Source organism: Sphingomonas sp. (assembly GCF_965227385.1).
Classification (GTDB): Bacteria; Pseudomonadota; Alphaproteobacteria; order Sphingomonadales; family Sphingomonadaceae; genus Sphingomonas.
Window position 1 is genome coordinate 1298943 of the sequence record NZ_OZ245750.1, and the last position, 26259, is coordinate 1325201.

The following is a 26259-nucleotide window of genomic DNA, read 5'->3' on the forward strand; positions in this document are numbered from 1 at the left end:
GATGGAGCTGAATCCGCCGGTCACGTTCGACGCGCTCGGCTGGGACCCGTGGTTGCGGCTCGGCGGAGCCGCCATTGCGGGACTGCTGCTCGGCCTCGATCGCGAGGTGCGCGGGCATGGCGCGGGGCTGCGCACCCATGCGATCCTGTGCTTCTCCGCCGCGCTGATCACGCTGTGCGCACTGGCGCTCTACTACCAGCTCGGCGGCACCGAATCCCAGGCCGACCCGCTCCGCGTGATCGAAGGGACGGCGGCGATGGCCGGTGTCATCGGCGGCGCGCTGATCGTGTTCGCCAAGGGTGAGGTCAAGAACCTCACCACCGCCGCGCATATCTGGCTCGCCGCGTCGATCGGGATCGCATTTGGTGCGGGGCTGTACCCGATCGCGGTGATCGGCACGCTGGGGTCGGTGCTGCTGCTCACCCTGTTCGGCTGGATCGAACTGCGCGCCTTCAGGAAAAGTAATGGCCAGGACTGACCCGCTCGCACGCTACAACGCGATGCGCGATTTCGCGAAGACGGCCGAGCCGCGCGGCGAGCTTGCCAAGGGCGAGGGCCGGACCTTCATGGTCCAGAAGCATGACGCCACCCGCCTTCACTGGGATTTTCGGCTCGAGATCGACGGCGTGCTCAAGAGCTGGGCGGTGACGCGCGGACCCAGTCTCGATCCCGGCGAAAAGCGCCTCGCCGTGCGGACCGAGGATCACCCGATGTCCTATGCGACGTTCGAGGGGACGATCCCCAAGGGCGAATATGGTGGCGGGACGGTGATGCTGTGGGACCGCGGGACCTGGGCACCCGTACCGGGCAAGAGCGCCAGGGATCTGGAAAAGGGCCATCTCCACTTCACCCTCGACGGCGAGCGGATGAAGGGCGAGTGGCTGCTGATCCGCCTCAAGCCGCGCGGCAAGGAAAAGCGCGAGAACTGGCTGCTGCGCAAGATCGACGACGCCCATGCCGGCGCGACCGATGCGCTGGTCGAAATGGGCCTGACCAGCGTCGCCACCGGGCGGACGATGCAGGAGATTGCGGACGGTGTGCGCGCCGAACAGCGGCCGTCCGGGGGGCGGACGCAGGCGCGCACGCGGACCGCGAAGCGGTCCGGTGGAAGCCGCCCCGCCTTCCGCCCACCCCAGCTCGCCACGCTCGTCGACTCGGTCCCCGCCGGCAATGGTTGGCTGCACGAGATGAAATATGACGGCTACCGCGCGCTGGTCGCGATCGGAAAAGGCGGGCCGCGCGTCTACACCCGCAGCGGGCTGGACTGGACCGACAAGTTCACCGGGATCGCGCAGGCGGCCGCGACGCTCCCCGCATCCTCCGCGCTGATCGATGGCGAAGTGGTTGCCTTCAAGGACGGCAAGCCCGACTTCTCGACGCTGCAGGACACGCTTGCCAGCGGCAGCGGCGACCTTGCCTTCTTCGCCTTCGACCTGCTCGAACAGGATGGCGAGGACCTGACCGGCCTGCCCCAGATCGTTCGCAAGGAGCGGCTGCGCACCCTGCTCGACGGCGCCGACCCGCGCCTGCTCTTCTCTGAACATGTGCTCGGCGCAGGCGAAAAGCTGTTTGAGGCGATGTGTCGAGAGGGGCATGAGGGCGTCATCTCGAAGCGCGCCGACGCTCCCTATCGCGGCACCCGCAGCAAGAGCTGGCTCAAGACCAAATGCACGCGGCGGCAGGAATTCGTCATTCTCGGCTGGCTACCCAGCAGCGCCAGCGGGCGCGGGCTGAAATCGCTTCTGCTCGGCGTCCACGAAGACGGCGCGCTGCGCTACGCGGGCAAGGTCGGTACGGGATTTAACGCATCGAACTCCGCCGCGCTGATGGACAAGCTCGCGCGCATCGCACGCAAGACTCCGTCCGCCGATGTGCCCAAGGTCGCGGCACGCGGCGCTCACTGGGTCTCGCCCAGGCTGGTCGCAGAGGTTGCGTTTGCCGAATTCACCGCCGAACATGTCGTGCGCCACGCGAGCTTCATCGCGCTGCGCGACGACAAGCCCGCCGACGAAATCGTGACCGAAACCGCCGCCCCGCCGCCGCCCGCGCCGCAGAGCGACGTGAAGATCAGCAACCGCGACCGCGTGATCTTTCCCGATTCAAAGATCACCAAGGGGCAGCTCGCCGATTATTATGCCGCGGTTGCGCCGATCCTGCTGCCCTGGCTGGCCAACCGCCCGATCAGCCTGGTGCGCTGCCCCCAAGGGCGTGCCAAGCAATGCTTCTTCCAGAAGCATGACGCGGGCAGCTTTGGCGCGCATGTCCACCATGTCGACATTCGCGAAAAGGACGGATCGACCGAACCCTATCTTTGGATCGACGATGCCGATGGCGTGCTCGCCTGTGTCCAGATGGGAACAATCGAATTTCACGGCTGGGGCAGTCGGGTGGAGGATGTCGAAAAGCCCGACCGGCTGGTGTTCGACCTCGACCCCGACGAAGGGCTCGACTTCGCCAGGGTCAGGAAGGCGGCGGAGGATTTAAAACAGCATCTCGCCGATATGGGCCTGACCAGCTTCCCGATGCTCACCGGCGGCAAGGGCGTGCATGTCATCGTCCCGCTGAGCCCGCAGGCGGAGTGGCCCGCCGCCAAATCCTTTGCCGAACGCTTCGCCCGCGCGCTGGCACAGGCCGAGCCGGAACGCTTCACCGCCAACCTCAAGAAAGCCGAGCGCAAGGGCCGCATCTTCATCGATTACCTGCGCAACCAGCGCGGCAGCACGGCGGTGATGCCCTATGTCGCACGCGCCCGCCCCGGGGCGCCGGTATCGGTGCCGCTAAGCTGGAGCGAACTGCGCGACGCCGACAGCGCGCAGCTATTCAGCGTCCGCGATTCCGCGACGTTGCTCGACCGCGCAACCGGACGCGCGCTCGCGGGTTGGGGTCAGGCGGATCAGATCCTGCCGGACATTTAGGCGGCTGAACCGAAAGCTTGTTGCGCGCACCGGCGCGGCCCGTCACAGAAAGACCCGCAAAGGGGGCGATGCATGGCGAGCGCGGCTGCGGATATCGGTGAAGACACGGCGGCGGTCGCGCGGCGCTGGCTGACCGACTATCGCGCGGCGACCCCGGCTACCGACATGCTCTACGCCGCCGGGCTGGACGATCCGGCGTGGAATGCGGCACTTGAGGAACTGGCGGAGCGCGCGGGCGACGACCTCACCGCCGCGCGCGAGCGGGCGCAACGTCATGCCGAGGATATCGGCACCGGCTTTCGCATCCCCGGCGAGGGCGAGGAGCGGCCATGGCCGCTCTCCCCGGTCCCGCTGCTGATCGAAAAGGCCGAGTGGCAGGGTATTGCCGCAGGTGTCGCCCAACGTGCCGATCTGCTCGAAGCGATCCTCGTCGACAGCTATGGCGCCCAGAATCTGGTGCGCGGCGGCAGCCTGCCCGCGACTCTGCTGACCGGCAGCCCCTATTTCCTGCGCCCGATGATGGGGCTGGAGCCGCCGGGCGGCTGTCACCTGCATTTCGTTGCGTTCGACCTGTGCCGGGGTCCGGCGGGCGAATGGCGCGTGCTCGCCGATCATCTGCGCGCGCCCGCCGGGGCGGGTTATGCGCTGGAGAACCGGCTCGCCATCGCGCGGATGCTGGGCGGCCTGCAGCAGCGGCTCAATGTCGAACGCCATGCCCCGTTCTTCGCCGCGTTTCGCGAAGGAATTGCCGCGCGGTGCAAGCGCGCCGATCCGCGCATCGGACTGCTGACGCCGGGGCGGCTCAATCCAAGCTATGCCGAGCAGGCGCATCTCGCTCGCTATCTCGGCTTTCTGCTGGTGGAGGGCGGCGATCTCGCGGTGCTCGACGACCGGGTCTATCTGCGCACCATCGCGGGCCTGAAGCGCGTCGATGCGCTGTGGCGCCGCGTCGACCCGCGCATGATCGATCCGCTCGCGTTCGATTCTCACTCCGCGATCGGCGTGCCCGGCCTGATCGACGCGATGGCGCAGGGTGAGGTGGTGATTGCCAATTCGCCCGGTGCCGGGATGCTCGAGGCACCGGCCTTTGGCGCGTTCCTGCCGCGCGTTTGCGCCCGTCTGACAGGGGAGAGCCTGAAGCTCGCCAATATCGCCACCTGGTGGTGCGGCCAGCCGCGCGAATGCGCCGAAGTGGCGGGCGATCTCGACAATATGGTGATCGCACCGGCGTTCGGCGTCGCGACCAACGTCCTGACCGAACCGATGCTCGGCTCTGCCCTGTCGCCCGAACAGCGCGCGGCGCTGATCGCCGATCTCGCGCGCCGCCCACAGGACTATGTCGGGCAGGAAGTGGTCCGCCTCTCGACCATGCCGGTGGTCAGCAATGGCCGGCTGGAGGCGCGTCCCTTTACCCTGCGCGTATTTGCCGCGCGCGGTGCGGATGGCAGCTGGCATGTCATGCCCGGCGGCTTCGCGCAGATCGGTGACAAGCCCGACGCGCGCGCGGCGGTGATGGGGGAGGGCAATTGGTCCGCCGATGTCGTCATCCATGGCGGCGATCCGGTCGCACCGGTCACCTTGCTCCAGCCGAGCGACACGACGCAGCTGCGCCGCAACCCCGGCACACTGCCCAGCCGCGTTGCCGACAATCTCTTCTGGCTCGGCCGCTATCTCGAACGCGGCGAGGCGCGGCTGGGCGTGATCCGAGCGCTGCTCGGCCATTCGATCAGTGCCGACAGCGGCGCGGCGCTCGCCGCCGACACCGTCGGGCGGCTGGTCGGGCTGGTGGTCGAGGCTGGCGCAGCGCCGCAGCCCGACAGCCTGGGCCGCGCCCAGCTCACCCGCTTTGCCGAAGCCGCGATGGACGCCACAGATGGCTGGTACAGCGTCCGCGCGATCAACCGTCAGGCGCGCGCGATCGGCGCAGTCAGCCGCGACCGGCTGTCCGCCGACATGATCCGCCTGCTCGACGCGCCCTATCCGACGCGCGGCAGCGCGCTCGACCGCGCCGGATCGCTGCAACGGCGCTACTCGGCACTGGCAGGCCTGTCGTCCGAACATATGGCGCGCACCGATGCATGGCGCTTCCATGACCTGGGCCGCCGGGTCGAGCGTGCGGTGGCGACCGTCTCCGCCCTGCTCGCGCTGGGTGATCCGCAGGCGACCAGCGACGACCTGTCCGCGCTGCTCGACCTTGCCGACAGCCAGATCAGCTATCGCCAGCGCTATTTGACCGGCATCGCGCGCGTGCCGGTGATCGACCTGATCGCGCTCGACCCCGGCAATCCGCGCGGCATCGCGTTTCAGGTCGCGGCGATCTCCGCCCATCTCGAAGCTCTGCCGCGCCTGTCCGACGATGGCATCGCCGAGTCGCAACAGGCGCTGGCGCGCGAACTCGCCGCGCTGGTCGCGACGGCGCAGGCGGCCAGTTTCGGGCGCGATCAGCTGTTCGCGATCGACAACAAGCTCGCCGACATGTCGAACGCCGTTGCGCGCCGCTACTTCCTCCACGGCTCCGAACCCTTGCGCGCTGCCGGGCTGGTCGTCGGCTGATGCGATATGCGATTCGCCACGTCACCCGCTTCGACTATGCCGAGCGGGTTGGCTTCGCCCGCTGCAACCTGCGGCTGAAACCGATCCACTGGTCGGGGCAGGAGCTTCACGATTATCGCCTCAGCGTGCAGCCCGGCGGCAACACCGCGCCCGCGCGTGCCGAGGCCGGCCTCGCCAATGTCGTGCGGCTGGTGGTGACCCAGCCGGTGCAGAGCCTGACGATCGAAAGCAGCTGCACCATCACCGTCGACCGCCCGGTGCCGATGCCGCGCTCCGACGATCCGACGCTGGCGCAGGTCGCGGCGGATGCGCGCGCCAGCCGCGATGCGGGACCTGCCAGTCCAGCCTCCTATCTCTTTCCCTCGCCGCTGATCCCGCTCGACCGCGACATTGCGGAATGGTGCGCGCAGGAGCTGGATCCGGGTCGCGGCGCGCTCGACGCCGCCATCGCGCTCGCCTGCCGCATCCAGAACGCGTTCGCGTTCGATCCCACCGCGACCCTGGTTGATACGCCCCCGCGTGAGGCGTTTCTGAAGCGCGGCGGGGTGTGTCAGGATTTCGCTCAGATCATGATCTCGGGCCTCCGCGCCTCCGGCCTGCCCGCCGCCTATGCCTCGGGCTATCTGCGCACGCTGCCCCCGCCGGGCCAGCCGCGGCTGGTCGGAGCGGACGCCACCCATGCCTGGGTGTTGCTGTGGTGCGGACCGGAGCGCGGCTGGGTCGGCGTCGATCCGACCAACGGCATCTGGATGGCGAGCGATCATGTCGTTGTCGCGATCGGCCGCGACTATACCGACATCGCCCCGATCGACGGCATCGTGCTGGGGTCGGGCGCGCAGAATATGACGGTGTCGGTGGACGTCGCGCCGCTGGATTAGGGGTGCAACCCTTGCACTCGCCCCCTGCCGCGCCGATGTAGCGGGATAACACGCCGAACGACAATCAACAGGGAAACACCGTGGCCGATCCTTACGCAACCTTGGGAATCTCGCGCGGGGCCAGCGAGGATGAGGTCAAGAAAGCGTATCGCAAGCTCGCCAAGGAGCTCCATCCCGACCGTAACCGCGACAATCCCACGGCGGCGGAGAAGTTCGGCACCGTGACGCAGGCGTACGACCTGCTGATGGACAAGGACAAGCGCGCCCGCTTCGACCGGGGTGAGATCGATGGTGACGGCAACCCCACCTCGCCCTTCGGCGCTGGCTTTGGCGGCGCGCGCGGCGGGCCGCAGGGCGGGTTCCGGCCCGGCGGGGCGCAGTTCGACTTCGGCGGTGGCGGTGGCGGCGATGCCGGGTTCGAGGATATTCTCGAGGGGCTGTTCGGCGGCCGCGGCGGCGGTTTCGGGGGCCAGCAGGGCGGGTTTTCGAGCGGTTTCGGCCGCCGCCCGCCTCCGGCCAAGGGCGCCAATATCGCCTATCGCCTGCGCGTCCCGTTCGAAGATGCCGCCGCGCTCAAGCCGCAGCGGATCCAGCTGCGCGACGGATCGACGATCGACCTGAAGCTGCCCAAGGGCGTCGAAACCGGCACCCAGATGCGCCTGGCGGGCAAGGGCGACGCCGGGCCGGGCGGCAATGGCGACGCGATCGTGACGATCGAGGTCGAACCGCACCGTTTCTTCACCCGCGACGGCGACCATATCCGGCTCGATCTGCCGATCACGCTCAAGGAAGCGGTCGCGGGCGCGGCGGTGCGCGTGCCGACGCCCGAAGGGCCGGTGAACCTCAAGGTTCCCGCCGGATCGAGCTCGGGCAAGACGCTGCGCCTCAAGGATCGCGGCTTTCACGGCAAGAGCGCGCGCGGCGACCTGCTCGTCACGTTGATGATCGAGATCCCGGGCAGTGACGCCAAGCTGGCCGAATTTGTTGCCGACTGGACCGATCAGGGGAACCCGCGCGCCCGGCTGGGCGTCTGATCGGATATCGTGACCGAACCTATCTCCCCTGAATCGCCCGAAGCGCGCCGTCGCGGCTTCAACGAACGGCTGTCCGACCTGGGCGTCACGGACCGCATGATCGTGGTGACCAAGCGAGTGGCGGTGGGTGCTTTCAACGACGGCTTCACCCATGCCGGCAACCTTGCCTATCTCAGCCTCGTCACGCTGTTCCCCTTCTTCATCGTCGCAACCGCCGTGGCGCGGCTGGTTGGGCGGACCGGCGACGGGCTTCAGGCGGTCGCCGCATTTCTGCGCACCGTGCCACCGGAAGTCGCCGATTTGCTACGCCCCGCGATTCTTGAGGTGCTGGAGGCCCGCTCGGGATCGCTGCTGTGGCTGGGCGCGCTGGTCGGGTTGTGGACGACCTCGGGCTTTGTCGAAACGGTGCGCGCGATCCTGAGGCAGGCCTATGGCATACCCTCGGGTACGCCCTTCTGGCGGCTGAAACTGGCGACGATCGGAATGGTCATCGCCTCGGTGATCCTGGCGATGATGGCGTTCAGCTTCCAGCTGCTGCTCAGCGGAGCGGAGCAGTTCATCCTGCGCGTCATTCCCTTTGCCTCAGATGCGGCGCGGATGATTTCGTTGACCAAAGTGGCGCCCGCCATCGCCCTGTTCGGGGCGCTGTATATCCTGTTCTACACGCTGACCCCGTCGCGTTATCGCAAGTCCGGCTGTCCCAAATGGCCCGGGCCGGCGTTTGTGACCCTGTGGTGGATGGGTTGCACCGCTGCCTTGCCCGCAGTGATCGGTTCGTTCGGTGGCTATGGCCTCACCTATGGCAGTCTCGCCGGCGTGATGGTCGCGCTCATCTTCTTCTTTCTCATCGGCTTTGGCGTCGTTATCGGCGCCGAACTCAACGCCGCACTGGCAGAAACGCCCGAAACCGGGCTAGAGAAGCCGCAAGAGGGACCGGAGGGTAAGACGTGACCGGATTGATGCAGGGAAAACGCGGGCTGATCATGGGGCTCGCCAATGATCGTTCGCTGGCATGGGGCATCGCCAAGAAGCTGCGCGAACAGGGTGCGGAACTGGCGTTCAGCTATCAGGGCGAGGCGCTGGAGCGGCGCGTGCGCCCGCTGGCGGCGGAACTGGGCAGCGATTTCCTGATCGACTGCGATGTCAGCGACATGGCCGAGCTCGACAAGACCTTCGCCACGCTGGCGGAGCGCTGGCCGACGATCGACTTCGTGGTCCACGCGATCGGCTTTTCGGACAAGAACGAGCTGCGCGGCGGCTATGTCGACACCAGCCTCGACAATTTCCTGATGACGATGAACATCAGCGTCTATTCGTTCGTCGCGGTGGCCAAGCGCGCCCAGGCGATGATGCCCAATGGCGGATCGCTGCTGACGCTCAGCTATTACGGCGCGGAAAAGGTCATTCCGCATTATAACGTCATGGGCGTGGCCAAGGCGGCGCTGGAAACCAGCGTCCAGTATCTCGCTGTCGACCTCGGCAAGCAGAATATCCGCGTCAACGCGATCAGCGCCGGCCCGATCAAGACGCTCGCGGCCAGCGGCATCGGCGACTTCCGCCTGATCCTCAAATGGAACGAGCTCAACGCCCCGCTCAAGCGCAACGTGACGATCGAGGATGTCGGCGGCGCCGGCCTCTATTTCCTGTCCGACCTGTCGAGCGGCACCACCGGCGAAACCCACCATGTCGACGCCGGCTACCACGTCATCGGTATGAAGGCCGAAGATGCCCCGGACATTGCGCTGGTCTGATGATTGCCATCCGCCCCGCCACCGGCGGTGACGTCGCCGCGATCGATGCGCTGCTTCGGCGCAGCTTTCCTGCGGCGGATGAAGCGTTGCTCGTGCAGCGTTGGTGCATCGATGGCGACATGGTGCTGACGCTGGTCGCGGATGATGAGGAGACCGGCGCGCTCGCGGGGATGGTCGCATTCAGCCGGATGGACGTGCGCGTCAACGACGTCGCCCTCGCCGCCGTCGCGCTCGCCCCCGTGGCGGTCGAGGCGGCGTATCGTCAGCAGGGCGTGGCAGAGGCGCTGATCGCCGCCGGGCACCGGCATCTCGGCGACGCGGGCTATCTGCTCAGCTTCGTGCTCGGCGATCCGGCTTATTACGGTCGTTTCGGCTATGCCGCCGACCTCGCGCGCGGGTTCGACTCGCCCTATGCCGGGGATCATCTGATGGCGCTGGCGTTGCAGGACGGGAAGCTGCCGTGCGGCGTGCGCGGTGTTGCGGCCCATGCTGGCGCGTTCGCGGCGCTCGCGCAGGACGCATGACACCATAGCGGCTTTGACCGACCCGCTATCCTTCTTGCTTCCAAATCGCGGTGCAATCGGCAAGGGATGACGCCATGAGCTTCAACACCTTCGGCCGCGTCCTGCGCTTCACCACCTTTGGCGAGAGCCATGGCCCTGCGATCGGCGCGGTGGTCGATGGCTGCCCTCCCGGCCTCGACCTGTCCGAAGCGGATATCCAGCCCTTCCTCGACAAGCGCCGCCCCGGCACGTCGCGCTTCACGACGCAGCGGCAGGAGCCGGACGCGGTCCGCATTCTCTCCGGCGTGTTCGAAGGGCGGACGACCGGCACTCCGATCGGCCTGTTGATCGACAATGTCGACCAGCGCTCAAAGGATTATTCGGAGGTCGCCAGCGCCTATCGCCCCGGCCATGCCGACTATGCCTATGACGCCAAATACGGCTTTCGCGACTATCGCGGCGGCGGTCGCTCCTCGGCGCGTGAGACGGCGATGCGCGTCGCGGCGGGGGCCGTCGCGCGCAAGGTGATTCCGGAAGTGCGCGTCCGCGCCTGGGTCGAACAGATCGGCCAGCACCCGATCCTCTATTCGCGCTTCGACGATGCGCAGATCGACAACAACGCCTTCTTCTCCCCCGATCCGGTCGCGGCGGAGCAGTGGGAAAAGGTGATCGATGCCGCGCGCAAGGACGGCTCCTCGCTCGGTGCGGTGGTGGTGTGTGAGGCGGAGGGCGTTCCCCCCGGCTGGGGCGCGCCGCTCTATGCAAAGCTCGACAGCGAATTGGCGAGCGGCATGATGAGCATCAATGCGGTCAAGGGCGTCGAGATCGGCGACGGCTTTGCAGCGGCGCTGGCGTCGGGTGAGGGCAATGCCGATCCGATGCGTCCCGGCGTTGACGGTCCGGAGTTCCTCGCCAACCATGCGGGCGGCATTGCGGGCGGCATCTCGACCGGCCAGCCGGTACGCGTGCGCGTCGCGTTCAAGCCGACCAGTTCGATCCTCACGCCGGTCGAAACCATTACCCGCGATGGCGAAGCGACCGAGATCCGGACCAAGGGTCGCCACGACCCGTGTGTCGGCATTCGCGGCGTCCCGGTAGTGGAAGCGATGATGGCGCTGGTGCTGGCCGACCAGAAATTGCTCCACCGCGCGCAGTGCGGCTGATCGGCCCGCCGCGCGCACGGCGCAGCTGACGGGCGAGCCGGGCGGCTTCGCCGATGGGGCGAGGAACCGGCATGCGACTTCCGGTGAACAGCGCGCGTTCAATCCGGGCTGTGTAACCAGGAGTATCCCATGCGCCACAAGACGCTGTTCAGCCTCATCGCCCTTGGTGGATCGACCGCCGCCTTCGCCGCAATCGGCACGCCGCAAACGCAACCACCGCTGCAGAACGAGATAACCAACGAAGCCGCACCGGACGACACCACCGCACCGGAGACGCTTTCGAACCGCACCGATGTCGAGCCAAGCGCGCAGCCGGCCGACCCGACTCAGGACGGCAGCGATACCGCGCCCGAGCCCAATTCGACCTTCTACTGACGGTTTCGTCCCCGGGCGCGGCGTGCCGCGTCCGGGTTACCTTCAGTCCGCGAAGGGATCGCGGACCAGGATCGTGTCCTCGCGCTCGGGACTCGTTGACACCAAAGCGACCGGGCATCCGATCAGCTCTTCGATCCGCCGGATATATTTGATCGCCTGCGCCGGCAGCTGCGCCCAGCTGCGCGCACCTGCGGTCGACTCGCTCCAGCCCTCGATCTCTTCATAGACTGCGACGGCACGCGCCTGATCCTGCGGGCTGGGGGGCAAATAGTCGTAATGCTTGTCGCCGACGGTATAGCCGGTGCAGATCTTCAGCGTCTCCATCCCGTCGAGAATGTCGAGCTTGGTCAGCGCGATGCCGGTGACGCCGCTCAGCGCGACCGACTGGCGCACCAGCACTGCGTCGAACCAGCCGCAGCGGCGCTTGCGCCCGGTGACTACGCCGAACTCGCGCCCGCGCGTGCCCAGCAGTTCGCCGATCTCATTGTCCTGCTCGCTCGGGAACGGGCCCGATCCGACGCGGGTCGTGTACGCCTTGACGATTCCCAGCACGAAACCGACCGACCCCGGACCAAGGCCGGAGCCCGACGCCGCCGCTCCGCTGACCGTGTTGGACGAGGTGACGAACGGGTAGGTGCCATGGTCGATGTCGAGCAATGCGCCCTGCGCCCCCTCGAACAGGATGCGCTTGCCCGCTTCCTTCGCGCCCTTAAGCGTCAGCCACACCGGCGCGGCATAGGGCAGCACCGCCGGCGCAATCTCGCGCAGTTCGTCCAGCAGGCGATCGCGGTCGATCGGTGGTTGGCCGAAGCCGGCGCGCAGCGCGTCGTGATGCGCGCACAGCCGGTCGAGCTGCGGCCCCAGATCGTCGAGATGCGCCAGATCGCACACGCGGATTGCGCGGCGACCGACCTTGTCCTCATAGGCCGGGCCGATGCCGCGGCGGGTGGTGCCGATCTTGCCCGAACCGCTCGCATCCTCGCGCAGCGCGTCGAGGTCGCGGTGGAAGGGCAGGATCAGCGGCGCGGTCTCGGCAACCTGCAGCGTCTCGGGCGTGATCTCAACCCCCTGCGCGCGCAGCTTTTCCATCTCGTCGCGGAAATGCCAGGGGTCGAACACCACGCCATTGCCGATCAGCGACAGCGTGCCGCGCACCAAGCCGGACGGAAGCAGCGACAGCTTGTAGACCTTGTCGCCCACGACCAGCGTGTGGCCGGCATTATGCCCGCCCTGAAAGCGGACGACCAGGTCGGCGCGGCTGGCCAGCCAGTCGACGATCTTGCCCTTGCCCTCATCGCCCCACTGGGCGCCGATCACCGCGACGTTCGCCAAATTCCGATCCTTTCCGGTATGCGCGGCTCCCCTAGAGCGCGCGCGCCGCTACGTCCAGCATCGCGCGGTCAGCTGTCGAGCGCGGCGCGGACCTTGGCGGCGAGCTGCACCACGCCGAACGGCTTGGCGATCAGCGCGGCGGCGATCCCCGCGTCGGTGGTGATCGCATTCTCGTCGGGCGTATAACCGCTGGTATACAGCACTTTGAGGCCCGGCTGGCGTGCACGCGCGCGGCGGGCCAGCTCGTCACCCGTCATCTCCGGCATCACCACATCGGTGAACAGCAGTGAAATCGGCTGCTGCCCGCGCGCCATGATGCGCAGTGCCTCGACCCCGTCGGGAGCCTGCAGCACCGTATAGCCAAGCTCGCGCAGCGCCTCGACCGAATGGTTGCGCACCCGCTCCTCGTCCTCGACGACCAGAATCACCTCGTCACGCGATCCGCTCTGCAGCGGCGCATCGCGCAGTGCGGGTGCGACCGCGTCGGGCACCGCATCGTGACGCGGCAACAGCAGCGTCACGCGGGTCCCCCGGCCAGGCGCGGTGTCGATCGCGACATGGCCGCCCGACTGCCGGGCAAAGCCGAAGACCTGGCTGAGTCCCAGGCCGGTGCCCTTGCCGACGCCTTTAGTCGTGAAGAACGGGTCGAACGCGCGCGAGGCCACTTCGTCCGACATGCCCGATCCGGTATCCGCGACGGTCAGCGCGACATAGTCCCCCGCGGCAAGGCCCAGCTCGCCCGCCTCGCCCGCAGCGAGGGTGCGGTTGGCGGTCTCGATCGTCAGCCTGCCGCCATCGGGCATCGCGTCGCGCGCGTTAACCGACAGGTTGAGGATGACATTCTCCAGCAGGTTGGGGTCGGCCAGCGCGGGCGCAAGCTGGCTCTGCAATCGCGTCTCGACCGTTACCTTTTCGCCGAGCGTGCGCATCAGCAGGTCGATCATGCCCGAAACGAGCGCATTGATGTCGAGCGGCACCGGCGCCAGCGGCTGTTGCCGCGCAAATCCGAGCAGCCGCTGGGTCAGCGCCGCCGCGCGCGTCGCGCCGTCCCTGGCGGCAACGATATAGCGGTCGAGATCGGTCGCGCCCTGCGCGATCCGGCGCTCGAGCATGTCGAGCGATCCGATGATCACCGCCAGCATGTTGTTGAAGTCGTGCGCGATGCCGCCGGTCAGCTGGCCGACCGCCTCCATCTTGTGCGCCTGGCGCAACCGCTCCTCGGCGGACATCAGCTGGCGCGTGCGCTCCTCCACCGCCTGCTCCAGCTCCTGTCGCGATCCCGCCAGCACTTCGCGCGCGTCGACAATGTCCTGGATGTCGGTGCAGGTGCCGAACCAGCGGGTGATCGCACCATCGTCGTCGCGGACCGGCTGCGCCCGTCCCAGGACCCAGCGATAGACCCCGCTATGGTGCCGCAACCGATACTCGATATGATAGGGTTCGCCGGTTTCCAGGCACCGACGCCACATCGCCCAGGCGCGCGGCTGGTCGTCGGGATGGAACATGTCGTTCCACGCCGCGCCATCGGTCGAGCCAGAGGAGACACCGGTAAACTCGTACCAGCGGTCGTTATAGTAATCGTGATAGCCATCGGGCTGCGTCGACCAGACCATCGGGTCGATCGAATTGGCGATGGCGCGGAATTTGGTCTCGCTCTCGCGCAGCGCGATGACGGCGGCGGCGCGCTCTACCGCGTCCCAGGTCGACTGGGCGACCGCCTCGATCAGCGCGACTTCCTCCGGCCGCCATTCGCGCGGCTCGGCCTGGTTGGCGTAAAGGCTCCCGACCCATGCCCCGCCGCGCATCAGCGGCACGCCTACCGCTGCAGGTGAGGAGCGCGACAAGTCGCTGCCCGTGAACCGCGGATCATTGGCGGCGTCATGCGAGACCAGGGTCAGCCCCTGCCGATAGATCGCATTGGCGGCGCCCATGTCGAGTCGCCGCGTCCCCTCCAGCGAGCGCAGCTTCCCGCTGGTGACACACGGACCGAACTGCACCGCATCATCGTCAGCGACGCGGTAAAAGCCGACCCGATCGATCCCCAGCCGCTCGGCAACCGCCCCCGCCCCAAGCCGCATGATCGCCTCGGGCGTATCCAGCGCACGTTGGCGCCCGGCAAGGTCGAACAGAAATGTCTGATCCTGCGTCGCTGCCTCAAGGTCGGCGGCGGCTTGACGCGCGGCTTCCTCGGCTTCGCGACGCTCGGTGACTTCGAAGATAACGCCGGGAAAGCGCACCGCACGCCCGTCAGCGCCATAGCTGCACCGCCCCTGCGCGGTGACCCAGCGCACGCGCCCGGCGGCATCGATCAGTCGATACTCGCTGGAAAACGCGTCGCCGCTGCGGACCGCCTGACCGATTTCGGCGCGCAGGCGCTGCGCGTCCTCCGGGTGGACATTGGCGATGAACGTTTCGCTCGGCCCGCCCTGCTCGGCCAGCGCCGGATCGACGCCATAGAGCTGGGCAAGCCGCGCATCGGTGCGCAGCTGGTCGGTTGTCAGGTCCCAGTCCCACACTCCCACGATGTTCGTCGCCTGAAGCGCAAGCTGAAGCCGCTCCTCGCTCTCGCGCAATCGATGCTCGGCGACGACGCGCTCGGTCACGTCGTTCGCCTCGATGAAGATCGCGGTCGTGGTCCCTGCGTTGTCCTTGATCGGTTGAAAGACGAAATCGACCAGACGGGTGTCGGCTACCCCGTCGCGAACGAGCTGAACCGGCTGGCCGGTCGCGCGATAGGCCACGCCGGTGTCGAATACCTGATCCAGCAGATCGACGAACCCCTGTTCGATGATCTCGGGCAGCGCTTCCGCAACGGGCTTTCCGATCAGCTCGGCACGTCCGGTCAGCGCATGATAGGCCGGGTTGGTCAGCGCGAAGACATGGTCCGGTCCCTCCAGCAACGCGACCGCGCCCGGCGCCTGTTGGAACAGCTCGCGCAGCCGTTCGATCTCGGCGCGGCGCTCGCGTTGCGACAATACCGTCGCGGTCGTCTCGTTTCCCTGGTTGAGGATGCCGCACACCCGGCCATATTCGTCGCGGATCGGGGTAAAGCTGTAATTCCAGTAGCTTTCGTGCGGTTTTCCGCCCCGTTCCATGTCGAGCCGCTGGTCATAGGTGGCGAACCCTTCACCCGTCGCCATGACGTGCTCGAATTGCGGACCGACCACGTCCCAGATTTCGGGCCAGACCTCGGCACCGGGGCGGCCCAGCGCGCCAGGGTGGCGCTCGGCCGGAATCGGCGCCCAGGCATCGTTGTAGAACAGCCGCAGCTCCGGACCCCAATAGATCGCCGTCGGCATTTCCGAACCGAGGCAGATACCCAGGGCAAAGCGCAGCGCTTGTGGCCAGGTTTCCGGCGGGCCCAGCGGGGTTGCGGCCCAGTCATGCTCCCGAATACGGCGACCCATCTCGCCGCCTTGCTCCAGGAATCGAAGCTCGGAAAACATGTGTTGAGCGTTGCGGGTTGCGCTCGCGCCTGTCAATGCAACTTGGGTAAGGACTCGCCGAAAACCAGCCGGTTAGAGCAGGCGGGCCAGGAGCAGGAGAAGCAGCGTGAAACTTGCCAGTCTCAAGCACGGACGTGACGGCCGCCTCGTCGTCGTGTCGAGCGACCTCGCCTGGTATGCCGATGCCGGTCACATTGTCGGCACACTGCAGGCGGCGCTCGACGATTGGGATCGCTATGAAGGGGCGTTGCGCAACCTCGCCACCGATCTCGATCATGAAGTGATCCCGCGCGAACGCTTCCATGAACGTGAGGCGGCGTCGCCGCTGCCGCGCGCCTATCAATGGGCCGATGGCTCGGCCTATGTGAACCATGTCGCGCTGGTGCGGCAGGCGCGCGGGGCGGAAATGCCCGACAGCTTCTGGCACGATCCGCTGATGTACCAGGGCGGCAGCGATGGGTTTCTCGGCCCGCGCGACCCGATCCCGCTCGCGGACGAGAGCTGGGGTTGCGACCTCGAGGCGGAAGTGGTCGTCGTCACCGGCGACGTGCCGCTGGGCGCGAGCCGTGAGGAAGCGCTGGCGGCGGTGCGGCTGGTCGGACTTACCAACGACGTGTCGCTGCGCAATCTGATCCCGGGCGAACTGGCCAAGGGCTTCGGCTTCTTCCAGTCCAAGCCCGCCAGCGCCTTTTCGCCGGTGTTCGTGACGCCGGATGCGCTCGGCGACTGGTGGCGCGACGGCAAGCTGCATCGCAAGCTGATGGTCGACTTGAACGGTCAGCCCTTCGGCCGCGCCGAGGCCGGGGAGGACATGACCTTCGATTTCGGCACGCTGATCGCGCACGCCGCGAAGACGCGCGCGCTGGGGGCCGGCACGATCATCGGCTCCGGCACCGTATCGAACCGCGATGCCGATGGCGGTCCTGGCAAGCCGATCGCACAGGGCGGCGTCGGCTATTCGTGCCTCGCCGAAGTCCGCACCGTCGAAACGATCCGCGACGGCCAGGCGTCGACCCCGTTCCTCAAGGCCGGCGACACCGTCCGCATCTGGGCCGAGGATGACCGGCACCACCCGATCTTCGGTGTGATCGAACAGACCGTCGGGGGGTGACCCCATTCCTCCCCTGAAAAATTTCAGGGGAGGAACAGCACTGCGACCGGCCATGCCATTCGTCGCGTGCCGCTTGCCAAGCGTGGCCCGTGCCGTATCATCCTGTTATCACACCATCTCCCAGGGGAAGTTCATGAAGCCCGTATCCGGCGCGATTTTGCTCGCCACCGCCTCGCTCCTGTCGATCTTGCCCGCCGCTGCCCAGACCCCGGCCGCGCCAACCGCAACCGCCACCGTGGATCCTGCACCGATGATCGACACCTGGCCCGGCCCGTTCGACGGCGTTCCCCAGTGGGACAAGGTCACCCCGGCGATGTTCCCGGCCGCCTTCGAGAAGGGCATGGCCGAGGCGCGCGCCGCGTTCGCCAAGGTGCGCGACAATCCCGAAGCCCCGACCTTCGCCAACACGATCGAGGCACCGGCCAAGGTTACGACGTCGCTGGCGCGCATCTTCCCGGTGTGGGGCGTCTATACCAGCAACCTCGCCAGCCCCGAGGTGCAGAAGATCGCGCGCGAATGGAGCCCGAAGCTGTCGGCCTTCTCGACCGAACTCAGCCTCGACCCCAAGATGTTCCAGCGGGTGAAGACGCTGTACGACAAGCGCCAGACGCTCGGCCTCAACGCCCAGCAGATGCGCCTGCTCGAACGCGAATATCGTGATTACGTGACCTCGGGCGCGCTGCTCAACGAGGCGCAGAAGGCCGAGATCAAGCGCATCAACGGCGAGCTGTCGGTCGCCTATACCGAATTCAGCCGCCGCGTGCTGGCGGACGAAGAAACCGCGATCATCATCGACAATGAGGCGGACCTCGCCGGCCTGCCCGACAGCTTCAAGGCGAGCCTCGCCGAAGAGGCCAAGGCGCGCGGGCAGGCGGGCAAATGGGCGGTCAAGAACACGCGTTCGTCGATGCAGCCCTTCCTGATGTACGCCACCAACCGCGCGCTGCGCGAGAAGGTCTACAACGCCTATATCAACCGCGGCGACAATGGCGGCGCGACCGATACCAACGCGATCATCGCCCAGATCCTGAAGCTGCGTCAGGAGCGTGCCAAGGTGCTCGGCTTCAAGACGCATGCGCATTACCGCATGGACGACACGATGGCGGAGACGCCGGAGAACGCGACCAAGCTGATGATGTCGGTCTGGCCCGCGGCGGTCGGGCGCGTGAAACAGGAAGTCGCCGACATGCAGGCGCTCGCGGACGCCGAGGCTGCAGCGGGCAAGGGGCCGAAGATCAAGATCGAGGGCTGGGACTATCGCTTCTATGCGGAGAAGGTCCGCAAGGCGAAATACGACCTCGATGAGAGCGAGGTGAAGCCGTATCTCGAGCTCAACAACATGGTCAACGCCATGTTCTACGCCGCAGGCCGCCTCTACGACCTGGAATTCAAGGAAAATACCGGCACGATCCCGGTGTTCCAGGCCGATGTGCGGACGTTCGAGGTCAAGCGGTTGGGCAAGACGATCGGCGTCTTCTACCTCGACAATTTCGCGCGCGCGGGGAAGCGTTCGGGGGCATGGGCGACCAGCTATCGCAGCCGTTCGGGGCTGCGCGGCGACGATATCGTGCTGGCGTCGAACAACAACAACTTCACCAAGGGCGGTGGCGGTGAGCCGACGCTGATCAGCATCGACGACGCTTCGACGCTGTTCCACGAATTCGGCCATGCGCTGCACAGCCTGCTCGGCAACGTCTATTATCCGGGCCTCGCCGGCACGCCGCGGGACTTTGTCGAATATCCCAGCCAGGTGAACGAAAACTGGCTGCTGACCCCCGACGTGCTCAACCGCTTTGCCAAGCACTACAAGACGGGCGAGGTGATCCCGGGGGCGTTGGTGGAGAAGATCCAGAAGGCGGCGACGTTCAATCAGGGGTTCGACACGGTCGAATATCTCTCATCCGCCATTGTGGACATGCAACTCCACAATCGCGACACCCCGGTGACCGACCCCGACGCATTCGAACGCGACACGCTCGCTTCTTTGGGTATGCCAAAGGAGATCGTGATGCGGCACCGCCTACCCCAGTTCAACCACCTCTTCTCCTCCGACGCCTATTCGGCGGGATATTATTCCTACCTGTGGTCGGAAACGATGGACGCCGACACCTGGGCCGCGTTCGAGGAAACGGGGAATGTCTGGGACAAGGCCACGGCGGACAAGTTCCGTACTATCCTGTTGGAAACAGGCAATGAAACCGACCGCAAGGAAGCGTACAAAGCCTTCCGCGGTCGCGATCCGGACGTCAACGCGCTGTTCAAGCGCCGCGGCTTCCCGACCGGAAACTGATGGAATTGGGGCGCTGCCGGATTACTCCGGCAGCGTCACCTCCCAGTCGATCGGCTTGAACGACCCATTGTTCGACTGCAGCGCCGAACAGGCGGTTAGGCCGATCACCAAATCCTCCATCGCCCGAAACACGATCCGGTCCCCCGCTTTGCTCAGCGGTGGATCGACGCGCAATTCGCCCGTTGTCCCATCGACCGGCACGTTCATGAAGCAATTGAACGCGGTGGGGATCATGTCCTCCTCGACGCCAAAAGGCGCGAGCGCGGCGGCGAGGTTGCCGAAGCAGCCGCGATGCGGGTCGGTATCGCCATAGATGATGCGGAACGTGTCCTTCGAGCATGGCGTCAACAGGAAATCATGCCGCCCAACATCGTCGGCGACGATCTCGAGCAGCACGTTGCTGCGGTTCGAATAGAGCTTGTCGCCCGTCGTCAGGTAAATGCGGCTGGCGTAATCCAGCGTACGACCCGACGAAATCACTTCGCCGACATCGTCCTTGCGATAGGCGAGCAGGTCGGCGACCTGTTCGCCGGTCGGATCGGTAACAGTCAGCCGCGCCCCCTTGGGCAGTTCGAATGCAACGCCGGAGCGCGGGGCGATTCTATGCGGCATTCTGTGCATCCCCGCGCCCGCGGAATGGGCAGCGCCATTCGGGGTCGACCACCCGCCCGCTATATTGCCGTGCTTCCGAAACCGTGCCGTGCTGCGCCAGCATCGGATTGGGCGCGCCGGCCAGCGCGACATCGCGCGCAATGATCGAATCGCGCAATTTCTGATATCGCCCCTGTGCGCGAAGCTGCTCGAACTGATCGTGCAGGTTGAACACCAATGCCGGCCGCTCGAAGCGGCGCGCGGGTCGGCTCGCCTGCGGGTGCAGGCCGACGACGAAAAACGCCTCGCCGCCAAAGCTGAGCGAGAAATGCGGATCATCGGGATCATGGCTGACGCGGGGATCGCCCGGCTGGCCCAGCCATTCATCCTTATCGGTCAGCGACTGCAGCCGTGCCCAAAGATTCGCCTCGAACGCCGGTTCGTCGAGTTCGCGATCCTGCTCGAACAGGACGACCAGCGACTGGAACAACTCGGGCTCGGCGCGATAGCTGGCAGCGAGGTCGTGCAGGTTGGGAAGTATGCGCAGGTCGTCCCACGCCGACCCGATGTCCTTGCTCACAACAAAGCGCATGCGATCGCGGCTCAGCGCCGATTTCGCGCCGACACATGGGAATTCGGCCGACTTGACGAACGCGCGGAAGCGCTCCGCCAGCGGATGTGCGGAATCGTTGCATGGTTTCAGCATGCCCGCCCAACGCGCGAGCGACCAAGTTGTTCAAATGAAAGGGCCGGCCCCTTGTGAGGAGCCGGCCCGTTTCAACTTGTCATGGGGCCTTGCTTAGCGGCGGCAATAGCCCGGACGGTCCGCCCGGTCGATCTCGCGCCCGGCCAGCGCGCCAACCACGCCGCCCAGCAGGGTGCCGACGGTCTTGTCGCCGCGGCCTGCGATCGCGTTACCGGCCAGCCCACCGGCGATAGCACCGACGATCGTCCCACCGTCACCGTCGCGGCACTTGTCTGCAGCGCGCGAACGATACTGATAGCGGCGCCCGTCGCGACGATACTCGCGGTAACGGTCCCGCTCGTACCCGCGGCCGTCGCGATAGCGATCGCCGTAGTAACCACGGTCGTCGCGATATTCGTAGCGGCTCTGCGCGGCTGCCTCGGTCGCGGGAACCAGCGCGATGCCGGTCATCGCCAGCGCGGCGCCGATCAGGGAAAGCTGCTTGATCATCTCGTGTCTCCTTGTTCGTCCGATCTCGTTGAACAAGGGATTCGCACAACCGCATTGAGCGCTCCCTTAATGCGGCTGTTATCCGCGGTTCAGGATCGTTGCGGGATCGTAAGGGGGGTGCCGGTGGACCCGCAGCGCCCAAGGGGGGAGTGCCCTGTCCCGGTACGCAACACGGGAAGTCGGGCAGGGCGTTCGGATCGCACCGGCATGTCGGGCAGGTCCGCAGATACGCAGCGGAACGGCTTGTCTGTCGGTTAGCTGAACGGCGACCAACCCAGGCTGAACGGAGCTGTTATCTGAGGTTCAGCTTTGCGGCACGATTGCGGCCATTATGAAGGGCCGACGATGCGCATCCTCCTGTCGATCCTTCTGATCCTGATCTTCGTCCCGCAATGGTCGGGCGAGGCGCGGCTGTCGCTATTGCCGCGCAACGTGTCGGTTGGGGCCAGGCAGGTGGTATTGGAGCCGGGCAATCCGCAGCGCACGCGGCTGGGCGGCCTGACCTTTCTTGGCGGGGTCGCGCTGGAGGGGGACGGAGCGGCGTTCGGGGGCTTTTCGGCGATGGCGGTGGATGGCAACCGGTTCACGCTGTTGAGCGACGGGGGCAACATCGTCTCGTTCACCATGGGGGCGGACTGGCGGCCGCGGGCGCTGCGCTTTGCCGAACTGCCCGCCGGCCCGGGCAAGGGGTGGCGCAAGCAGGATCGCGACAGCGAATCGCTGACACGCGATCCGGCGACCGGCCAGATCTGGGTCGGGTTCGAGCGCGCAAACGCGATCTGGCGCTATGGCCGTGGCTTCGTACATGCCCAGGCGCACGCGACGCCTTCCGTTCTGGCGAACTGGTCCAGCAATGGCGGAGCCGAGGCGATAGTGCGTCTGCGCGACGGCCGCTTCATCGTGCTGGCAGAGGACCGCAAGGGCGACGCAGCGGGGACGATGCGGGGCATCATGTTCGCGGGCGATCCGGTGGTTGCCCCGCGCCGCGGTTTCGCATTCAGCTATCGCCCGCCGCGCGGCTTCAAGCCAACCGACATGGCAGAGCTTCCGGACGGGCGCATCGCGATCCTCAACCGGCGCTTCGCGCTGCCGCTGTCGTTCACGGCGACGCTGACCGTTGTTCCGCGCACGGCGATTCGGCGCGGGGCGGTCGTGACTGGCCGGGAGATCGCCCGATTCGAGGGGGCAGTTCTGCAGGACAATTTCGAAGCGCTGGCCGCCGTCCGGGAAGGTCAGGAAACGATCCTGTGGATCGCATCGGACGATAACCAGCTGTTTCTGCAGCGGTCGTTACTGCTCAAATTCCGGCTGAACCGATAAGGCGCCGCTCGAACGAATCGCATCAGGGCGATCAAAACGCCGAACGGCCCGCGTCCCGGAATGGGAGCGGGCCGATCAGAATCGGTTCGCCGAGGCGAATCAGGCTGCGGCAGTCGCCTTCTTGGCGATTTCGCGCTTCAGGCGGCGGGCGCGCAGCGACAGCTTCTCGTCGCCGGTCTTGAGCAGCCAGTTGTCGAGGCCGCCATTGTGCTCGACCGAGCGCAGGCCGTGCGTCGACACGCGCAGACGGATCGAGCGCTCGAGCGCTTCCGACATCAGCGTCACATTCTGCAGGTTGGGCAGAAAGGTACGCTTGGTCTTGTTATTGGCGTGGGAAACATTGTGACCCACCTGCCGGCCCTTGCCGGTCAGCTCGCAAATGCGCGACATCGAATCGTTCCTAGGTTTCAGCCTGTCCAGCGGCGCTGGGAAAGAGCGGCCCGATAACGGGACAGCGCGACTACGTCAACCGTGCATCGCCCTGTATCGCGCCGTGCGTGCAACCCCTATGGTCAATGATGCGTTATTTCGCAAACGATTCGAAAGGGAGATCGGACTCGATGCGTGGACTTCTGGCAATTCTCGGCCTTGCGGCCGTGGTGATCGTGGTGCTGATTTCGCTCGGCATGCTGAGTGTCGACATGAAGCCGGGTTCGCTCCCGACCGTGAAGTTCGAAGGCGGCAAGGCGCCGACTGTCGCGGCGGACGTCGGCGATGTCGGCATGGGCACCACCAACAAGACGATCCAGGTGCCGACCATCACCATGGAAAACAAAACGATTCAGGTCCCGACCGTAGAGGTCGAGAAGGCGCAGCCGACCCCGGCTGCCCAGTAATTGCATCCTGCCGCGGTGCGTCGGCAATATAGCCGACCGCCGCTGCTTGCGGCATATCAGCGGCATGTTCCCGCTGCCCGAACCCATGCGTACCGCACTCGACGCCGCCCTCGCCGCCGCAGAGACCAGTGAAGTGCCGGTGGGTGCGGTGGTCATGCAGGGGGAGCGGGTGGTTGCGGTCGCAGCGAACGCGCCACGGACGTTGCACGATCCGACCGCGCACGCCGAAATTCTCGCGATCCGCGCCGCTGCGCGAGCGCTGGGTCGCGATCGGCTGGAGGATTGCGACCTGTGGGTCACGCTCGAGCCCTGCGCGATGTGCGCGGGCGCCATCGCCCATGCCCGCATCGCGCGGCTCTATTATGGTGCTGCCGATCCAAAGGGCGGGGCGGTCGAGCACGGGCCGCGTTTCTTTGCCCAGCCGACCTGCCATCACCGCCCGGAGGTGTATTCGGGGATAGGTGAGGGCGAAGCGAGCGCGCTGCTGCGCCAGTTTTTTGCCGTGCGGCGCTGACTGGCCCTCTCTCAGCAGGCGGAGAGAGGGCGTTGCTCAGGTCAGCGCATGTCGCTTTCCCGAATTGGGACGATCTTGATTTCGACGCGGCGATTCTGTGCGCGTCCCTCGACCGTCTCGTTGGAGGCGATCGGCTGGGTTTCACCATAGCCTAGCGTTTCCAGGCGTGCCGCCTCGACCCCGCGCGACACGAGATAGTCGGCCACCGCTCCGGCGCGGCGCTCCGACAGCGTCTGGTTGTAGGCGTCCGACCCCGTCGAATCGGTGTGGCCGTACACATCGACATAGGTCTGGTTGTAGCGGTCGAGCACGTCGGCGACCTTGTCGAGCGTCGGTCGGAACTGCGCCTGCACCGTCGCGCTGTCGGTCGCAAAGGTGATGCCCGACGGCATCGACAGGATCAGGTCGTCGCCGCGGCGGATCACTTCGACATCGGTGCCGGCGGTGCGTTCGCGGATCTCGCGCTCCTGACGGTCCATGTAATTGCCGATCGCGGCGCCCGCGACCGCGCCGATGCCGGCACCGACGATCTTTTCGGTGCGGTCCCGGCGCCCGCCGACGATGTCACCGAGCAGATAGCCGCCGAGTGCGCCGCCGATCGCGCCGATCCCGGCCTTGGAAATTCGCTGCTCGCCGGTGACCGGATCGGTAACGCACGCGCTGGTCAGCGCGAGCGCGGCGATTGCCGGGATAAGCGGCCAATTGGCGGGTACTCGCATAACGTCCTCCTTGAAACTTGCGCGCGACAAACGGCTTGAGCCGCGCCCTTGTTCCGCCTGCGCACCGAAGTCCTCTGAATCAGCCGTTGTGAAACGGGGATGAATGCGACTATGGGAGGGGCAGGCCAATGGACCCGCTTCCCCCCATACCCTGGATCGACGTCGCGATCATTCTCGCCCTGGTCGCGCTCAACGGCGTGTTCGCCATGTCGGAGCTCGCGATCGTGTCGGCGCGCAAGGCGCGGCTTGAGGGGTTGGCCCGGTCCGGCAAGCGCGGCGCGCAGACCGCACTCGACCTCGCTGCGGACCCCGGCAAATTCCTGTCGACGGTGCAGATTGGCATCACCCTGATCGGCATCATCAACGGCGCCTATTCGGGCGCCAGCCTGGGTACGCCCGCCGGTGCGCGGATCGCGGCGCTGGGGGTTGAAGCCGAACTGGCCCAGACGATCGGTTTCGCCATCGTCATTGCCTTTACCACCTATGTCTCGCTGATCTTCGGCGAGCTGGTGCCCAAGCAGTTCGCCTTGCGCTCGCCCGAACCGTTCGCGGTGGTGATCGCGCCGATGATGAAGCTGCTCGCGCGCATCACCGCACCGATCGTGTGGGTGCTCGACCAGAGCAGCTCGCTCGTGTTCCGCCTGCTAGGGCTCAACCGCGAGTCCGAAAACCGCGTGACCGCCGAAGAGCTGCACATGATCGTCGCCGAAGCGACGCATTCGGGCGTGATCGAAGAGCATGAGCGCTCGATCATCTCCGGCGTGGTGCGCCTGGCGGATCGACCGGTGCGCGAAGTGATGACCCCGCGGACCGATGTCGACTGGATCGACATCAATCTGGACGAGGCCGCGATCCGCGCCGCGCTATCCGCGACTCCGCACACGCGGCTGCCTGTGGCTGACGGTTCGGTCGACGCGGTCATCGGCGTGGTGCAGGCGCGCGATGTCGTTACCGCGCTGATCGAGGGGCGCCCGCTCGACCTGCGCGCGCTGGCACAGCCGGCGCCGGTGCTGCCCGATCAGGTCGATGCGATGGATGCGCTGGGCGCGCTGCGCCGTGCGGCGGTGCCGATGGGCTTCGTCCATGACGAATACGGACATTTTGAGGGGATCGTGACCCCCGCCAACCTGCTGGCGGCCATTGCCGGCGAGTTTGCGTCGGATGCCGACGCCGGCGACAATCCCGCCATCACCGTGCGCGACGACGGGTCGTTGCTGGTGTCGGGCCAGCTGGCGGCAGATACGCTGGCCGACCGCATCAAGATCGACCTGCCCGAGGATCGCGACTATGCGACCGTCGCTGGCCTCGCGCTCGCAGTCCTCAAGCGCTTGCCGACCGAGGGCGAGAGTTTCGTCGAACAGGGCTGGCGGTTCGAGATCGTCGACATGGACGGTCACAAGATCGACAAGCTGCTGCTGAGCGAGATCACCGACTAGAGCTGGGTTGATCTGCGCTGAATCGGGGCCGCGCCCGGTCCAGCGCTTCTGAAACAATCGCTAACCGTCGGCGTCGCGCTCCTGCGCTGCGCGGATCGCCTCCTCCCGTGCCGCTTTCCAGCGGCGATGCAAGTGCCGCCCCCACCAGATCATCGTCACCGCGCCGCCCGCCAGGATCAGGATCAGAAGCAGGTGGGTGGCCGTGACCCATTCGAACGCCGCCGCCATTCCCGCCGGAGGCACATAGGGTTTCTCATCCATCCGGCCGCCTCTCCGCTCATCTTCGGGATCAGAATG

At 66.6% G+C, this 26259-nt stretch carries 24 protein-coding genes; 16 read left to right on the forward strand and 8 right to left on the reverse strand.

The window, feature by feature from the left end; all coding sequences use genetic code 11:
• The first annotated feature begins 1 nt into the window (after position 1).
• The 10 genes from ACO05N_RS06315 to ACO05N_RS06360 all read left to right on the forward strand — a co-directional run bounded on the left by ACO05N_RS06315 (position 2) and on the right by ACO05N_RS06360 (position 11172).
• Entirely contained in the window at positions 2 to 478 is a 477-nt protein-coding gene (locus tag ACO05N_RS06315) for an MgtC/SapB family protein (protein ID WP_422056317.1), read from the forward strand.
• Complete coding sequence (gene ligD / locus ACO05N_RS06320) at positions 465 to 2915, forward strand: DNA ligase D (protein ID WP_422056318.1); 2451 nt, start codon at positions 465 to 467, stop codon at positions 2913 to 2915. Before ACO05N_RS06315 ends, ligD begins: the two co-directional genes overlap by 14 nt.
• Before the next feature lie 72 nt (positions 2916 to 2987).
• Positions 2988 to 5468 (forward strand): circularly permuted type 2 ATP-grasp protein, encoded by a 2481-nt coding sequence (locus ACO05N_RS06325; protein WP_422056319.1) that lies wholly within the window; start codon positions 2988 to 2990, stop codon positions 5466 to 5468.
• On the forward strand, positions 5468 to 6346 hold the full coding sequence (locus ACO05N_RS06330) for a transglutaminase family protein (RefSeq protein ID WP_422056320.1): 879 nt from the start codon (positions 5468 to 5470) through the stop codon (positions 6344 to 6346). Before ACO05N_RS06325 ends, ACO05N_RS06330 begins: the two co-directional genes overlap by 1 nt.
• Positions 6347 to 6426: 80 nt before the next feature.
• Positions 6427 to 7380: a DnaJ C-terminal domain-containing protein gene (locus ACO05N_RS06335; protein WP_422056321.1), complete on the forward strand. Its 954-nt coding sequence runs from the start codon at positions 6427 to 6429 to the stop codon at positions 7378 to 7380.
• Positions 7381 to 7389: 9 nt separating this feature from the next.
• Positions 7390 to 8331, forward strand: coding sequence for a YihY/virulence factor BrkB family protein (locus ACO05N_RS06340; RefSeq protein ID WP_422056322.1), 942 nt, complete (start codon positions 7390 to 7392; stop codon positions 8329 to 8331).
• Entirely contained in the window at positions 8328 to 9131 is an 804-nt protein-coding gene (gene fabI, locus ACO05N_RS06345) for an enoyl-ACP reductase FabI (RefSeq protein ID WP_300492673.1), read from the forward strand. The genes ACO05N_RS06340 and fabI overlap by 4 nt, the downstream gene beginning before the upstream one ends.
• Entirely contained in the window at positions 9131 to 9655 is a 525-nt protein-coding gene (locus ACO05N_RS06350; protein WP_422056323.1) for a GNAT family N-acetyltransferase, read from the forward strand. The genes fabI and ACO05N_RS06350 overlap by 1 nt, the downstream gene beginning before the upstream one ends.
• 74 nt (positions 9656 to 9729) lie before the next feature.
• Positions 9730 to 10797, forward strand: a complete 1068-nt coding sequence (aroC, locus tag ACO05N_RS06355) for a chorismate synthase (RefSeq protein WP_422056324.1) — start codon at positions 9730 to 9732, stop codon at positions 10795 to 10797.
• Between the two features lie 129 nt (positions 10798 to 10926).
• Positions 10927 to 11172 (forward strand): hypothetical protein, encoded by a 246-nt coding sequence (locus ACO05N_RS06360; protein ID WP_422056325.1) that lies wholly within the window; start codon positions 10927 to 10929, stop codon positions 11170 to 11172.
• A 42-nt stretch (positions 11173 to 11214) separates the two neighbouring features.
• Here the strand turns inward: ACO05N_RS06360 and ACO05N_RS06365 are convergent, their stop codons facing one another.
• Both ACO05N_RS06365 and ACO05N_RS06370 read right to left on the reverse strand, forming a co-directional pair.
• Positions 11215 to 12504: an adenylosuccinate synthase gene (locus ACO05N_RS06365; RefSeq protein ID WP_422056326.1), complete on the reverse strand. Its 1290-nt coding sequence runs from the start codon at positions 12502 to 12504 to the stop codon at positions 11215 to 11217.
• A 68-nt stretch (positions 12505 to 12572) separates the two neighbouring features.
• Positions 12573 to 15950 carry a PAS domain-containing protein gene (locus ACO05N_RS06370; protein WP_422056327.1) on the reverse strand — a complete coding sequence of 1126 codons (3378 nt, stop codon included), beginning with the start codon at positions 15948 to 15950 and terminating at the stop codon, positions 12573 to 12575.
• A gap of 106 nt (positions 15951 to 16056) precedes the next feature.
• Here ACO05N_RS06370 and ACO05N_RS06375 point away from each other — a divergent pair, with 106 nt between their 5' ends.
• Both ACO05N_RS06375 and ACO05N_RS06380 read left to right on the forward strand, forming a co-directional pair.
• Positions 16057 to 17061: a fumarylacetoacetate hydrolase family protein gene (locus ACO05N_RS06375; protein ID WP_422056328.1), complete on the forward strand. Its 1005-nt coding sequence runs from the start codon at positions 16057 to 16059 to the stop codon at positions 17059 to 17061.
• A gap of 133 nt (positions 17062 to 17194) precedes the next feature.
• On the forward strand, positions 17195 to 19351 hold the full coding sequence (locus tag ACO05N_RS06380) for a M3 family metallopeptidase (protein ID WP_422056329.1): 2157 nt from the start codon (positions 17195 to 17197) through the stop codon (positions 19349 to 19351).
• 21 nt (positions 19352 to 19372) lie between these two features.
• Here ACO05N_RS06380 and ACO05N_RS06385 read toward each other — a convergent pair whose 3' ends face one another.
• The 3 genes from ACO05N_RS06385 to ACO05N_RS06395 form a co-directional block, all read right to left on the reverse strand.
• Positions 19373 to 19963 carry a DUF1989 domain-containing protein gene (locus ACO05N_RS06385; RefSeq protein ID WP_422056330.1) on the reverse strand — a complete coding sequence of 197 codons (591 nt, stop codon included), beginning with the start codon at positions 19961 to 19963 and terminating at the stop codon, positions 19373 to 19375.
• Positions 19953 to 20648: a guanitoxin biosynthesis heme-dependent pre-guanitoxin N-hydroxylase GntA gene (gene gntA, locus ACO05N_RS06390; RefSeq protein ID WP_422056331.1), complete on the reverse strand. Its 696-nt coding sequence runs from the start codon at positions 20646 to 20648 to the stop codon at positions 19953 to 19955. The genes ACO05N_RS06385 and gntA overlap by 11 nt, the downstream gene beginning before the upstream one ends.
• Before the next feature lie 93 nt (positions 20649 to 20741).
• Positions 20742 to 21137 (reverse strand): glycine zipper 2TM domain-containing protein, encoded by a 396-nt coding sequence (locus ACO05N_RS06395; RefSeq protein ID WP_422056332.1) that lies wholly within the window; start codon positions 21135 to 21137, stop codon positions 20742 to 20744.
• Positions 21138 to 21482: 345 nt separating this feature from the next.
• Here ACO05N_RS06395 and ACO05N_RS06400 point away from each other — a divergent pair, with 345 nt between their 5' ends.
• Positions 21483 to 22457: an esterase-like activity of phytase family protein gene (locus ACO05N_RS06400; RefSeq protein ID WP_422056333.1), complete on the forward strand. Its 975-nt coding sequence runs from the start codon at positions 21483 to 21485 to the stop codon at positions 22455 to 22457.
• A 99-nt stretch (positions 22458 to 22556) separates the two neighbouring features.
• Here ACO05N_RS06400 and rpmB read toward each other — a convergent pair whose 3' ends face one another.
• Entirely contained in the window at positions 22557 to 22847 is a 291-nt protein-coding gene (gene rpmB, locus ACO05N_RS06405; RefSeq protein ID WP_145847280.1) for a 50S ribosomal protein L28, read from the reverse strand.
• Between the two features lie 170 nt (positions 22848 to 23017).
• On the opposite strand from rpmB, the gene ACO05N_RS06410 reads away from it, so the two are divergent.
• Positions 23018 to 23293: a hypothetical protein gene (locus ACO05N_RS06410; RefSeq protein ID WP_422056334.1), complete on the forward strand. Its 276-nt coding sequence runs from the start codon at positions 23018 to 23020 to the stop codon at positions 23291 to 23293.
• Positions 23294 to 23378: 85 nt separating this feature from the next.
• Entirely contained in the window at positions 23379 to 23807 is a 429-nt protein-coding gene (locus ACO05N_RS06415) for a nucleoside deaminase (protein WP_422058716.1), read from the forward strand.
• 41 nt (positions 23808 to 23848) lie between these two features.
• Here ACO05N_RS06415 and ACO05N_RS06420 read toward each other — a convergent pair whose 3' ends face one another.
• The gene (locus ACO05N_RS06420) at positions 23849 to 24526 is read right to left on the reverse strand and encodes an OmpA family protein (RefSeq protein ID WP_422056335.1); all 678 of its coding nucleotides are present in this window, start codon (positions 24524 to 24526) and stop codon (positions 23849 to 23851) included.
• A gap of 128 nt (positions 24527 to 24654) precedes the next feature.
• Between ACO05N_RS06420 and ACO05N_RS06425 the strand changes: the two genes are divergently transcribed.
• Positions 24655 to 25962: a hemolysin family protein gene (locus ACO05N_RS06425; protein ID WP_422056336.1), complete on the forward strand. Its 1308-nt coding sequence runs from the start codon at positions 24655 to 24657 to the stop codon at positions 25960 to 25962.
• A 60-nt stretch (positions 25963 to 26022) separates the two neighbouring features.
• Here ACO05N_RS06425 and ACO05N_RS06430 read toward each other — a convergent pair whose 3' ends face one another.
• The gene (locus ACO05N_RS06430) at positions 26023 to 26223 is read right to left on the reverse strand and encodes a hypothetical protein (protein ID WP_422056337.1); all 201 of its coding nucleotides are present in this window, start codon (positions 26221 to 26223) and stop codon (positions 26023 to 26025) included.
• Positions 26224 to 26259 lie beyond the last annotated feature (36 nt).